Source organism: Georgenia wangjunii (assembly GCF_036421975.1).
GTDB lineage: Bacteria > Actinomycetota > Actinomycetes > Actinomycetales > Actinomycetaceae > Georgenia_A > Georgenia_A wangjunii.
Map to the genome: position 1 here is coordinate 105,562 of NZ_JAZGON010000006.1, position 12,612 is coordinate 118,173.

Annotated in this window: 10 protein-coding genes; 5 read left to right on the plus strand and 5 right to left on the minus strand. The window is 73.4% G+C overall.

Annotation, left to right across the window (positions count from 1 at the left end; genetic code table 11):
* Positions 1-2,631 (minus strand): nitrite reductase large subunit NirB, encoded by a 2,631-nt coding sequence (gene nirB, locus V2J63_RS10630; RefSeq protein WP_434056313.1) that lies wholly within the window; start codon positions 2,629-2,631, stop codon positions 1-3.
* A gap of 229 nt (positions 2,632-2,860) precedes the next feature.
* On the opposite strand from nirB, the gene nirD reads away from it, so the two are divergent.
* From nirD to V2J63_RS10645, 3 genes are all read left to right on the plus strand, one after another.
* Complete coding sequence (gene nirD / locus V2J63_RS10635) at positions 2,861-3,241, plus strand: nitrite reductase small subunit NirD (protein ID WP_331231009.1); 381 nt, start codon at positions 2,861-2,863, stop codon at positions 3,239-3,241.
* Positions 3,238-3,987, plus strand: coding sequence for a sirohydrochlorin chelatase (locus V2J63_RS10640; RefSeq protein WP_331231010.1), 750 nt, complete (start codon positions 3,238-3,240; stop codon positions 3,985-3,987). Before nirD ends, V2J63_RS10640 begins: the two co-directional genes overlap by 4 nt.
* A gap of 74 nt (positions 3,988-4,061) precedes the next feature.
* The gene (locus tag V2J63_RS10645; RefSeq protein WP_331231011.1) at positions 4,062-4,397 is read left to right on the plus strand and encodes a chorismate mutase; all 336 of its coding nucleotides are present in this window, start codon (positions 4,062-4,064) and stop codon (positions 4,395-4,397) included.
* 86 nt (positions 4,398-4,483) lie between these two features.
* Here V2J63_RS10645 and V2J63_RS10650 read toward each other — a convergent pair whose 3' ends face one another.
* Both V2J63_RS10650 and valS read right to left on the minus strand, forming a co-directional pair.
* On the minus strand, positions 4,484-6,322 hold the full coding sequence (locus tag V2J63_RS10650; protein ID WP_434056314.1) for an AMP-dependent synthetase/ligase: 1,839 nt from the start codon (positions 6,320-6,322) through the stop codon (positions 4,484-4,486).
* A gap of 97 nt (positions 6,323-6,419) precedes the next feature.
* Complete coding sequence (valS, locus tag V2J63_RS10655) at positions 6,420-9,149, minus strand: valine--tRNA ligase (RefSeq protein ID WP_331231012.1); 2,730 nt, start codon at positions 9,147-9,149, stop codon at positions 6,420-6,422.
* 194 nt (positions 9,150-9,343) lie between these two features.
* Between valS and V2J63_RS10660 the strand changes: the two genes are divergently transcribed.
* Positions 9,344-10,342, plus strand: a complete 999-nt coding sequence (locus V2J63_RS10660; protein ID WP_331231013.1) for a TIGR03557 family F420-dependent LLM class oxidoreductase — start codon at positions 9,344-9,346, stop codon at positions 10,340-10,342.
* A 114-nt stretch (positions 10,343-10,456) separates the two neighbouring features.
* Positions 10,457-11,212: a coenzyme F420-0:L-glutamate ligase gene (cofE, locus tag V2J63_RS10665; RefSeq protein WP_331231014.1), complete on the plus strand. Its 756-nt coding sequence runs from the start codon at positions 10,457-10,459 to the stop codon at positions 11,210-11,212.
* Positions 11,213-11,260: 48 nt separating this feature from the next.
* Here cofE and V2J63_RS10670 read toward each other — a convergent pair whose 3' ends face one another.
* Entirely contained in the window at positions 11,261-12,079 is an 819-nt protein-coding gene (locus tag V2J63_RS10670; RefSeq protein WP_331231015.1) for a TIGR02569 family protein, read from the minus strand.
* A gap of 87 nt (positions 12,080-12,166) precedes the next feature.
* Entirely contained in the window at positions 12,167-12,610 is a 444-nt protein-coding gene (locus V2J63_RS10675; protein ID WP_331231016.1) for a hypothetical protein, read from the minus strand.
* Positions 12,611-12,612: the final 2 nt, after the last annotated feature.

Consider the following 12,612-nt stretch of genomic DNA (forward strand, 5'->3'; position numbering starts at 1 on the left):
TCAGGCCTCCTGGTTCGCGTTGCGGACCGGGATGCCCGGACCGGCGACGACGACCGGCCCGCGGGGTGCCGGCCCGGCCGGGACGATCCCGGGCCCGAGGTCGCCGGCGCGCTCGGCCACCGTGGCGGGGCGTCGCTGGTCGCGCTCGATGACGTAGGCGCCCGGGTCGTCGGCGACGGGCGGGGCGTTGACGAACGACCGGAACCGGCGCAGCCGGTCCGGGTCCGCCAGGGTGGCGGCCCACTCGTCCTCGTAGTGGTCGACGTGCGTGGCCATGGCCGCCTCGAGATCGGCGCCGATCCCGAGGGAGTCCTCGATCACCACCCGGTGCACGTGGTCGATGCCGCCGTCGAGCTCCTCCATCCAGCGGGCCGTGCGCTGCAGCCGGTCGGCGGTGCGGATGTAGTACATGAGGTAGCGGTCGATGTAGCGGATGAGCGTCTCGTCGTCGAGGTCCGTGGCGAGGAGCTGCGCATGGACCGGTTGGAAGCCGCCGTTGCCGCCCACGTAGAGGTTCCAGCCACTCTCGGTGGCGATGACCCCGATGTCCTTGCCCCGTGCCTCGGCACACTCGCGCGCGCACCCCGAGACGCCGATCTTGAGCTTGTGCGGGGCGCGCAGGCCGCGGTACCGCAGCTCGAGCCCGATCGCCATGGAGACCGAGTCCTGCACGCCGAAGCGGCACCACGTCGACCCCACGCACGACTTCACCGCGCGCAGCGACTTCCCGTACGCCTGACCGGACTCGAAACCGGCCTCGACGAGGATCTTCCAGATGTCGGGCAGCTGCTCGAGGCGGGCACCGAACATGTCGATCCGCTGGGCGCCCGTGATCTTCGTGTACAGCCCGAAGTCAGCCGCGACCTGGGCGATGACCGCGAGCTTGGCCGGCGTGATCTCACCACCGGGGATCCGCGGGACGACCGAGTAGGTGCCGTCCTTCTGCATGTTCGCCAGCGCCCGGTCGTTCGTGTCCTGCAGAGCGCCGCGCCCGGCGTCGAGCACGTACTCGCTGCGCAGCGAGGCGAGGATGGAGGCGATCACCGGCTTGCAGATGTCACAGCCCCGGCCGGTCCCGAACCGCTGCATGACCTCCTCGAATGAGGTGAGCCCCAGGGCACGCACGGCCTCGAAGAGCTCGGCGCGGGAGTGGCCGACGTGCTCGCACAGTGCCTTGGAGACCGTCAGCCCGCTCTTGGTCAGCTCGCCGTCGAGAAGCTTCTTGAGCATGGGGACGCAGGACCCGCACTGGGTGCCGGCCCGGGTGCACGTCTTGAGGGCGGCGATCTCGTGGCACGGCTCGCCGCCGTCGCCGTGGACGGCCGAGCGGACCGTCCCCACGGACACGTTGTTGCACGAGCACAGGACCGCGTCGTCGGGCAGGTCGCCCTCCGGGACGCCGCTGCCGGCGGCGGAGAGGTAGGCGCCCGGTTCGGCGGGCAGCTCGCGGCCGAGCAGGGGGCGCAGCGACGTGTAGGGAGTGGCGTCACCGACGAAGATGCCGCCCAGCAGCGTCTTGGCGTCGTCGGTGACGACGACCTTCTGGTACGTCCCGCGCGCCGGGTCGGCGTAGACGATCTCGAGGCAGCCCTCGGACGCGCCGAAGGCGTCGCCGAAGCTCGCCACGTCCACGCCGGAGAGCTTGAGCTTGGTGGCGGTGTCGAAACCCGGGAACGTCGCCGTCCCGCCGTGGAGGTTGTCGGCGCAGACCTCAGCCATGGTGTTCGCGGGGGCGACGAGGCCCACGCACCGGCCCTCGAAGTTGGCGACCTCCCCGATGGCCCACACCCCCGGGGCGGCGCTCGCGCACCGCTCGTCGATGACGACGCCGCCGCGCGGCCCGAGCTCGAGCTCGGCTCCGCGTGCCAGCTCGTCGCGGGGCCGGACGCCGATGGCGACGACGACGAGGTCCGCGGGCAGCGGTTCCCCGTCCGCGAGCTCCACCCCGTCGACGGCGCCGTCCTCGCCCACGGAGATCGCGGTCGGCACGACGCCGCAGTGCACGGCGATGCCGGTGCGGGAGATGAGCCGGCCGAGCGCCTCGCCCGCGCCCTCGTCGAGCTGGGCGTTCATGAGCCACGGGCCGACGTTGACGACCGCGGCTTCCGCGCCGAGCCCCTGCAGCCCGCCGGCTGCCTCCAGACCGAGCAGGCCGCCGCCGATGACGACGGCGCGGGGCGCTCGCCCGAGCGTCGCGGACAGCCGGCCCACCTCGGCCGTCAGGGTGGTCACGTCCTCGAGCGTCCGGTAGACGTGGCTGTGCTCGGCCCCGGGGATGGACAGCCGGGCGGCGTCCGAGCCGGTCGCGAGGACGACGTCGTCGAAGGGCAGCTCGGCCGACGCGGTGCGCACGACCCGCGCCGCGAGGTCGATCTCGGTCGCACGCTCGCCCGTGCGCAGCTGGACCTGCGGGTTCTGCCACAGGGCGGGGTCGCCGAGGGTGAGGTCGAGCTGCCCGGACAGCGCCCTGCTCAGCGCCACCCGGTCGTAGGGCAGGTGGTCCTCCTCGGCGAGGACGGTGAGCCGCACGCCCGTGAGGTCACGGGCGCACATGGCTTCGACGAAGCGGTGCGCGGCCGGTCCGCCGCCCACGACGACGATCTCGCGCGGGCGGGTCGAGGTGCTGGTCATGATGGCGATCTCCTGACGACGGGTGAGACCGAACGTAACCGCGCGGGATTTCTCCACCGTCACCCCGTCGTGTCCCCCGTGTTACGCGCCGGTAACCGCGCCCCACGACCGTGGTGAGGGGAAGTTCACCGGAGCGCAACAGAGCGCTGCCCGGCCGGAAACACAGCGTGCGTAGCTTCGACATCGTTCGGCGCGGGGCCGGCGAGAAGACGAGGAACGGGAGCACGAGATGACCGAGCTGCTGATTGAGCCGGCCCGAGCCGCGCGGACGATCGAGTGGCACCGCGTCTGCCATCTCGACGACCTCGAGGACGCCTGGGGCGAGGTGGCCTGGGTGGGTGGTGAGCAGGTGGCCCTGTTCCGGCTCTCGCCGGGCGAGGTCCACGCAGTGGGCCACCGCGACCCGGCCACCGGCTCCCACGTCATCGCGCGCGGGATCACGGGGTCGAAGGTCGTCGCTGGCGCGGAGCGCGCCACGATCGCCTCCCCGCTGCACAAGCAGGTCTACGACCTCGCCACGGGTGAGTGCTACACCAACCCCGAGCTGCACCTGCGGACGTACCCGACGCGGGTCGTCGACCGTTGCGTCGAGATCGGCATCGCTGCGTGAACGCTCTCGCCACCGCTGAGCGGCCACCCGCCGCGGAGACGTCGGCCGTGGAGCCGCCTGCCGAGCCCCCCGTGCTGCTCGCGTGCTCGCACGGCACGTCCTCCCGCGCGGGCCAGCGTGCCATCGCCGCCCTCGTCGAGGCCGTCGCCGCGCGCCGGCGCGATCTCGCGGTGGTGCCGTCGTTCGTGGACGTGCAGGAGCCTGACGTGCCCGCCACCCTCGCCGAGATCGGCGAGCGCAGGGTCCGGGTCGTGCCGCTGCTGCTCTCGGCGGGCTACCACGTGCACGTCGACCTGGCCCGCGCCGCCCGCCGCGCGACCGACGCGGCCGTGCAGCGGGCGCTCGGCCCGGACGTCCGGCTCGCGCGCCGGCTCGCGCGCCGCCTCGACGACGCCGGCCTCGCGCCGGACGACAGCGTGGTGCTGGCGGCCGCGGGCTCCTCCGACGCCCGGGCGGTCGCGGACTGCGAGGCCATGGGTGAGATGCTCGGCGCCCTCCTGGACCGGCCCGTCCGCTGCGGCTACATCTCCGCCGTGCAGCCGGCCCTTCCCGACGCCGTCGCGGCGGCCCGCGAAGAGAGGCCCGGCGCCCGCGTGGTCGTCGCCACCTACCTCCTCGCGCCCGGGTACTTCGCAGACCTGGCGACCGCGTGCGGGGCGGACGTCGTCAGCGCACCGCTCCTCCTCCCGGGCGAGACCGTGGCGCCCGAGATGGTCGACGTGGTCCTGGACCGCTACGACGGCTGAGTGCCGGTGATCCTCAGCCGTGCCGACGGACCGGGCGGTTCGGGATCCCGCCCGGCGGACCTAGGATCGACGCCATGAGCGAGGACCATCCGGACCAGGCCCGTGCCGACGTACCACCCGAGCTCGCGCTCGCCCGCGGCACCATCGACAACATCGACGCCGCCCTCGTGCACCTCCTCGCGGAGCGCTTCAAGTGCACGCAGCGCGTCGGCGTCCTCAAGGCCGAGCTCGGCCTGCCCGCGTCCGACCCCTCGCGCGAGGCGCGGCAGATCGCCCGCCTGCGCGGCCTCGCCGAGGAGGCGGGCCTCGACCCCGTCTTCGCGGAGAAGTTCCTCGCGTTCATCGTCGGCGAGGTCATCCGCCACCACGTCGAGGCCGCCGAGACGCGCGCGGCCACGTCGACGGCGTAGGTGCTCCGCGCGAGGATGTAGCCGGTACGCGCGACCGCAGGGCACGCCGCGCGGCGGGAGCGCCGTGCGCCGCGGGAGCCGTGGGCTCAGCCGCCGTAGAGCGCGTCCACCTCGCGGGCGAAGTCGCGCAGCACGGCCGCCCGCTTGACCTTCATCGACGGCGTGAGGTAGCCGTTCGCCTCGGTGAAGTCGGTCGTCAGCACGGTGATCTTGCGGATCGACTCGGCGCGCGAGACGGCCTCGTTCGCACGGGCGACGGCGCGGTCGAGCGCGGCGAGCACCTCCGGGTGCGCCGCGGCGTCCTCGACGCCCATCGCCGGGAGGGAGTGGTTGGCGAGCCACGCCGGCAGCATGTCCGCGTCGAGGGTGACGAGGGCGGCGATGAACGGCTGCGCGTCCCCGACGACGACCACCTGCGAGACGAGCGGGTGCCCGCGCAGGCGGTCCTCGAGCACCGCGGGCGCGACGTTCTTGCCGCCCGCCGTGACGATGATCTCCTTCTGCCGCCCGGTGATGCGGACGTAACCGTCGTCGTCCATCGTGCCGAGGTCGCCGGTGACGAACCAGTCGCCGTCGAAGGCGGCCGCCGTCGCCTCGGGGTTGCCGTGGTAGCCGCGGAACACGTGCGGACCGCGGACCTGGACCTGGCCGTCGTCGGCGATGCGCACCGACGTCCCGGGGTAGGGCTGGCCCACCGTCCCGATCTTCACGTGACCCGGGCGGTTCACCGTCGTGGGCGCGCCGACCTCGGTGAGCCCGTAGCCCTCGAGGACGACGACGCCGATGCCGCGGAAGAAGTGCCCGAGGCGCTCGCCGAGCGGTGCTCCGCCCGAGACCGCGTAGGCGAGGTCGCCGCCCATGGCGGCCCGGATCTTGCCGTAGACGAGCCGCGTCGCGAGCGCGTGCTGGGCCGTGAGCGCGGGGGAGGGGCCGCCGTCGGCCTCGAGCGCGCGTGAGTACGTGATGGCGACCTTGGCGCCCCAGCGGAAGATCCGCTGCTTGGCACCCGCGCCGGCCTTCGCGTCGGCGGAGTTGTAGACCTTCTCGAAGACGCGCGGGACGGCGAGGAGGAACGTCGGCCGGAAGGCGCCGAGGTCCGCGACGAGGTTCTTCGCGTCCGGGACGTGGCCCATCGTCGCGCCCGAGTACACGCACAGCACCTCGACGAACCGGGCGAACACGTGCGCCAGCGGCATGAAGACGAGGGTGCGCTTGTCGGCGCCGGCGACCGTCAGGGCGAGGTCCGGGTCGGCGGAGCCGTTGACGACGAGGGTGACGACGTTGCCGTGGGTGAGCTCGACGCCCTTGGGGCGCCCCGTCGTGCCGGACGTGTAGATGATCGTCGCGAGGCTGTCCGCCGTCACCGCCGCGCTGCGCCGGGCGACCTCCTCGTCCGGGACGTCGGTCCCGGCCGCGGCGACCTCCGTGATCGCGCCGGTGTCGATGACGAGCACCCGCTCGAGGGTCTCGACCGAGTCGACGAGAGGCTCCACGAGGCCGGCGAGGGCGTGGGTCTCGGTGAAGACGAGACGGACACCGGCGTCGGCCGTGATCCACGCGACCTGCTCGGCGGAGGACGTCTCGTAGATCGGCACCGGCACGGCCCCGACCGCCCAGGTGGCGAAGTCGAGGAGGGACCACTCGTAGCTCGTCCGGCTCATGATCGCGATGCGGTCGCCCGGGGCGACCCCGAGCGCGACGAGCCCCTTCGCGAGCGCGAGGACGTCGTCGGCGAAGTGCTGCGCCGTCACCGGCACGAAGCCGCTGCCAAGGGCGGACTTGCGCTCGAAGAGCGTGCCCTGGCCCGCCGTGGAGACGCGCCGGGCGAGGATCCACGGGATCGACATCTCGGGCCCGAGGGTCCCCGTGCCCGGGGTCGTCGCCTCGCGCCGGCCAGGCGGCCCCGCCGTTGCTGCCTCGCTCATGCCCGTCCTTCGTCTCGTCGCGGGCTCAGGCCCCTGTCCGTGCTCGGCCGCGTGCGCCCGGACGTGCGCCACCCGGTCGCGCATGCCCAGCCGTGCGTCAGCCCTTGCGCGGCTGGGGCTCGTCGAGCTCGTGGGCGCTCACCGTGGCCCCCTCCGCGGCGGAGGCGCCGAGGACCTCGAGGTCCCCGCGCACCCGACCCGCGGCCCGGAGGTCACCGATGGCGGCCTGGACCCGGGCGACGTCGGCCGCGGGCAGCGTGAGGCGCGCCCGGGCGAACGTCGTGCGCTGGGAGACCTTGGCCTCGGACTTGACCTTGCGCAGCGCCGCGAGGGCGAGCCCGGTCGCGTGGAGGACGGCGGGGTCGCCGTCGGGCGCGGCCTCGCGCAGCGGCGCGGCCTGCGGCCACGACGCCTCGTGCACCGAGCCGGTCCGCCACCAGCTCCACACCTCCTCGGTGGCGAAGGGCAGGACGGGGGCGAGCAGGCGCAGGACGACGTCGATCGTCAGGGCGAGCGCGTTGCGCGCCGACGCGACGGCCGCCTCGTCGTAGGCGCCCTCGGAGTCGTAGGCGCGGTCCTTGACGAGCTCGAGGTAGTCGTCGCAGAACGTCCAGAAGAACGTCTCGGTCACCTCGAGCGCCCGGGTGTGGTCGAAGAGCTCGAGGGCGGCGGTGGCGCGCTCGACGACGTCCGCGAGCTCGGCGAGGATCGCGCGGTCGACGGGCTCGGTCACCGCGGCGGGGTCCCGGCTCACGGGGGCGTCCCCGCCCATCGTCAGCGCGAACTTCGAGGCGTTGAGCACCTTGATCGCGAGGCGGCGCCCGATCTTCATCTGGCCGACCTCGAACGCGGCGTCCGTACCGAGGCGCGCCGAGGCGGCCCAGTACCGGACGGCGTCGGAGCCGTGCTCGACGAGGAGGTCCATCGGAGTGACGACGTTGCCCTTGGACTTCGACATCTTCTTGCGGTCGGGGTCGAGGATCCACCCGGAGATCGCGGCGTGCCGCCACGGCAGGGTGCCGAACTCGAGGTGCGCGCGCACGACCGTGGAGAACAGCCACGTCCGGATGATGTCCTGGCCCTGGGGGCGCAGGTCCATCGGGAAGACGCGGGCGAAGAGGTCCTCGTCGCGCAGCCAGCCACCGGCGATCTGGGGGGTGAGGGAGGACGTCGCCCACGTGTCCATGATGTCGACCTCGCCGACGAAGCCGCCGGCCTGGCCGCGCTGGGAGGCGTCGTGGCCGGGCGGGACGTCGGTGCTCGGGTCGACCGGCAGGCTCGCCTCGTCGGGGACGAGGACGTGGTTGTGGTCGACCTCGCCGTCGGCGTCGAGGCCGTACCAGACGGGGATGGGGACGCCGAAGAAGCGCTGGCGGGAGATGAGCCAGTCGGAGTTGAGCCCGCCGACCCAGTTCTCGTAGCGGACCTTCATGAAGTCGGGGTGGAAGTCGAGCTCGCGCCCCCGCTCGAGGAGGGCGGTGCGCAGGTCGGCGCCGTCGGCGTCCGTGGCGGGGCGGCCGCCGTTGCGGATGTACCACTGGCGCGACGTGACGATCTCGAGCGGCTTGTCGCCCTTCTCGAAGAAGTTCGTCTTGCGCTGGGTCGCGACGGGCTCGCCGTCGAGGTCACCCGTGGCGCGCAGGGCGTCGACGATCGCCTTCCGGGCGCTGAACGTCGTCTTGCCAGCGAGCTCGTCGGCCCACAGGGCCCGCGCGCCGGAGTCGGTGACCCACGCGGGGACGTCGGTGACGAGCCGGCCGTCGCGGCGCACGACGGGTCGGGTGGGCAGGTCGAGCTCGCGCCACCACTGCACGTCGGTGAGGTCGCCGAACGTGCAGCACATGGCGATGCCGGCGCCCTTGTCCATCTCCGCCGCCGGGTGGGCGAGGACGGGGATCTCGACGCCGAAGAGCGGGGAGGTCACGGTCGTGCCGAAGAGGTGGGCGTAGCGCTCGTCGTCGGGGTGGGCGATGAGGGCGACGACGGCAGGCAGGAGCTCGGGGCGGGTCGTCTCGATGTACACGCGGTCTGCCGCGCCACCCGTGGCGGCCTCGTCACCCGCAGCACCCGGCGCGGCGGTGCCGGCGGGCAGATGGAACCCCACGCGGTGGTAGTGGCCGGGGTAGTCCCGGGCCTCGAGCTCGGCCTGGGCGACCGCCGTCTGGAACGTCACGTCCCACAGGCCGGGCGCGGCGGCCTGGTAGGCCTCCCCGCGGGCGAGGTTGCGCAGGAACGCTGCCTGGGCGACCTTCTGCGCGCCGGCGCCGATGGTCTGGTAGTGGTGCGACCAGTCGACGCTGAGGCCGAGGTGGCGCCACAGCGCCTCGAACTGCTGCTCGTCCTCGGCGGTGAGGCGCTCGCACAGCTCGACGAAGTTCTTGCGCGAGATCGGCACCTGGTCCGCGGCCTTGACGCTCTTGCCCTCCCCGCCGGTGTGGGGCGGGGTGAAGTCCTCGACGTAGGGCAGCGACGGGTCGCAGCGCACGCCGAAGTAGTTCTGCACGCGGCGCTCGGTCGGCAGGCCGTTGTCGTCCCAGCCCATCGGGTAGAAGACCTTCTTGCCCCGCATGCGCTGGAACCGGGCGACGACGTCGGTGTGCGTGTAGGAGAAGACGTGGCCGACGTGGAGCGAGCCGGAGACGGTGGGAGGCGGGGTGTCGATGGAGAAGACGTCGGCGCGCTCGGCGGTGCGGTCGAAGGCGTAGGTGCCCTGCTCGCCCCACCGGGCGTCCCACCGCTGCTCGAGCCCGTCGAGGCTCACCTTGTCCGGCACCGTAGCGGCGGGAAGCGAGGTGGCGTCGGGGCGGGAGGGGTGCGCGTCAGTCATGGAGCGAGATTCTTCCACGTCCGGGCGCCCCGGCCGCGGATGACTGAACGTGAGCAGTACAAGTCGCCGCCGAGCGGATGACGGCGGTCACGTTCAGCACGCGACGGCCAGCGCGGAAGTAGTGCCGGACAGCACGGCGGCCCCGTGGTCGTCCGGCGGGCACCCCTCGTGCCCGTGCTGAGAGACTGGGGACCATGAGCCTGACGATCGGATACGCCGCCGCCCTCGAGCAGTTCCACCCCACGGAGGCGGTCGACTACTCCGCGCTCGCGGAGGAGCACGGCTTCTCCGGCGTCATGGCCGCGGACCACTTCCAGCCCTGGACCCCCGCCCAGGGCCAGAGCGCGTTCGTGTGGAACGTCCTCACCGCCGTCGCCGAGCGCACGCGCGGGGACCTCGGCCCCGGCGTCACGGCCCCCACCTTCCGCTGGCACCCCGCGATGGTCGCCCAGGCCAGCGCGACGCTGGCCGCGATGTACCCCGGGCGCCACTGGCTCGGGCTCGGCTCGGGCGAGGCGCTCAACGAGCACGTCGTCGCCGGGTACTGGCCCGAGGCGCCCGAGCGCATCAACCGGATGTTCGAGGCCATCGAGATCATCCGCAAGCTCTTCACCGCCTCGCTCGCCGGCAAGGACACGAAGCACTCGGGCACGTACTACAAGCTCGAGTCGACCCGGCTGTGGACGATGCCCGAGGTCGCCCCGCCGATCCTCGTCGCCACCGGTGGACCCGTCACCGCCAAGCGCGCCGGCAAGCACGCCGACGGGCTGATTACGGTCGGCGCGCCGCTGGAGAAGATCAGCGGGCTGTTCGAGAAGTTCGCCGCCGGCGCGCGCGAGGCCGGCAAGGACCCGGGCACGATGCCGCGCGTCCTCCAGCTCCACCTGTCCTGGGCGCCGACGGACGAGGAGGCGATGGCGAACGCCATGACGGAGTGGCCGAACGGCGGCATGAAGTTCCCCAAGGCGGACATCCGCTCCCCGTTCGACTTCGCGGCGATCGCCAAGCTCGTCCGCGAGGAGGACTTCGCGGGCCGGATGGTCATCTCGGCGGACCCGGACGTCCACCGCGCCGAGATCCAGAAGTACGTCGACCTCGGCTTCGACCGCGTCTACCTTCACAACGTGGGGCGCAACCAGGCCGAGTGGCTCGAGGTGTTCGGCCGCGACGTCCTGCCCAAGCTCGCCCGCTGACCCCTCCCCACCCCCATTGTTCGTGATCATGCAGAAGTGCAGGCCTCAACTCGGGGCGGATCCGCGCGCCCGTGGGCATGACCAGGCAGAAGTTCGCTCGCGGAGGTCGAGCCCATGACGATGCTCCTCGCTCAGGCGCCCGACGGCGTGCCCACGATCACCGGTGGCGACGACCTCGCTGCGCGCATCGCCCCCGCGCTCCAGGCGCTGATCTGGCCCGACGGCAGCACCGGCCTCGCCGAGGGCGACATCGTCGTCGTCGCCAGCAAGATCGTCGCCAAGGCCGAGCGCCGGCTCGTCGCCGCCCGGGACGACGCCGAGCGTGACGCCGTCATCGCCGGCCAGACCGTGCGGGTCGTCGCCGAGCGGCCGCGCCCGGACGGCTCGGTCCTGCGGATCGTCGAGAACCCGCAGGGGCTCGTCATGGCCGCCGCCGGCGTCGACACCTCCGACGTCCCGCTCGGCACCGCGCTCCTCCTGCCCGAGGACCCGGACGCCTCCGCGCGCAGCCTGCGCCGCGGGCTCGCCGCCCGGTTGGGCGGGCGGCCCGGCGTGCTCGTCACGGACACCGTCGGACGGCCGTGGCGGCAGGGGGTGGCCGACATCGCCATCGGCGCCGCCGGCGTCATGGTCCTCGAGGACATGCGCGGGCGCACCGACGCCTACGGCCGCCAGCTGCGCTCGAGCGTCGTCGCGGCAGCGGATGAGATCGCCGCGGCCGCCGAGCTCGCCAAGGGCAAGGTCAGCGGGCGGCCGGTCGCCGTCGTGCGCGGCCTCGGCCACCTCGTGACGGCCGAGGACGGCCCGGGTGCCCGTGCCCTCGTCCGCCCGCCGGAGGAGGACCTGTTCCGCGTCGCGCACGAGGACTGATCCGCGCACGCACGGCCGACGGCGCGACTGTCCGTCCGCCGCGTCCTGCTAACCCGACTGCTGGAGCCGCTCGAGAGCGGCGTCGTAGGGCGCGAGCTCCTCGTCCGTGGTGGCGCGATCGCCGTGCACGAGCTGGTGCCCCATCGTGTCGAGGCGGAAGAGCAGTCCGCGCGCGACCCACGACGGCTCCCCGGCACGGCCCGCCGCCTGCATGAGGTCGTTCCCCTCGCCCCTCCACAGCAACCCGTCGGCAACAATGATCGCGTCCGCGAGCAGCGCCGGCCGCCAGTACGGGGACACGTCGATGACGGCGGGCGGCAGGCTGTCGTGGAGGAGGACGTTCCCGCAGAGATCACCGTGGATGAGCTGTGAGGGCTCCGTCACGGGTGCGGTGAGCCGCACGAGGTCGGCACGGAGTGGACGCAGGGCCGGCACGGCGGGAGGGGGGATCTCGTCCCAGGCCGACCGGTCGGCCTCGGCCCACCAGTGCGTCCGCCGCGCTAGGAACCCCGGACGCGGCACACGTCGCACGGCCACGTGGAAGGAGCGGCTGGCCTCGAGCAGCTCGGGCCAGCGCCCTGAGGGGTCGGGGTCACCGGCCACCCACCGAGCAGCGGTCCACCCCTCGACGACCCACCGACCGTCGGCGGCGCGTGCCGGCTGCGCCAGGCGGTAGCCGTCCTGATCGACCCGGGCCAGGGTGTCGGCCAGCCACGCTGCCTCGACCTCGTCCCCGGCGGGCTTGAGCACGTGCGCCCCCGCCCGCCATGACGTGCCCTGACCCCCTGACAGCCGCTCAACCGGTCCCTCGATGCCGAACGCGCTCATGACGTGCACCGGGGGCGCGGCGCCGCAGAGATCGGACACGGACAGCAGGCTAGCGAGCTGCCGGCCGTCGATGGTCGTCATGCCAGCACCCGTCGCGGCGCCATGGGCGGGCGTGCTGCGCCGGCGTCAGACGGTGCGCAGCACGAGCAGGAACTGCCCGCCCCCCGGCTCGACCTGCGTCGTGACGGCGAGGTCGGGAGCGAAGCGCGACAGCCGGTCGACGAGCCAGGCGGCCGCCGCGTCGGCGTCCTCGCGGCTCGGGCAGCGCGCCACCACCTCGCGCCCTCCCTTGCGACCGAGGCGCTCCACGGTCTCCGCGATCGGCGCAGGATCGACGACGAAGAGGTCGGGCGACCACGGCACCACCGGCTTGACGGCCCCCTTGCGCGTGTTGCACGCGCGATGGGCGAGCCGCTCCGGGCCTGCCGCACCCTTCTTCTTGGCCTTGGCGAGACCGGCGTCGACGCTGGGGCCGCGGTCGGAGTTGACCGAGGCGTCAGGATCCACCGGCTCGTCGCACAGCCAGCAGCGCCACGAGTCTCGGTCGCCCACGATGGTGAGATTGCTCATCC

Coding starts and splice junctions, on each gene's coding strand:
- nirB (WP_434056313.1), bottom strand. CDS start 2,631: ATGACCAGCACCTCGACCCGCCCGCGCGAGATCGTCGTCGTGGGCGGC.
- nirD (WP_331231009.1), top strand. CDS start 2,861: ATGACCGAGCTGCTGATTGAGCCGGCCCGAGCCGCGCGGACGATCGAG.
- V2J63_RS10645 (WP_331231011.1), top strand. CDS start 4,062: ATGAGCGAGGACCATCCGGACCAGGCCCGTGCCGACGTACCACCCGAG.
- V2J63_RS10650 (WP_434056314.1), bottom strand. CDS start 6,322: ATGAGCGAGGCAGCAACGGCGGGGCCGCCTGGCCGGCGCGAGGCGACG.
- valS (WP_331231012.1), bottom strand. CDS start 9,149: ATGACTGACGCGCACCCCTCCCGCCCCGACGCCACCTCGCTTCCCGCC.
- V2J63_RS10660 (WP_331231013.1), top strand. CDS start 9,344: ATGAGCCTGACGATCGGATACGCCGCCGCCCTCGAGCAGTTCCACCCC.
- cofE (WP_331231014.1), top strand. CDS start 10,457: ATGACGATGCTCCTCGCTCAGGCGCCCGACGGCGTGCCCACGATCACC.
- V2J63_RS10675 (WP_331231016.1), bottom strand. CDS start 12,610: ATGAGCAATCTCACCATCGTGGGCGACCGAGACTCGTGGCGCTGCTGG.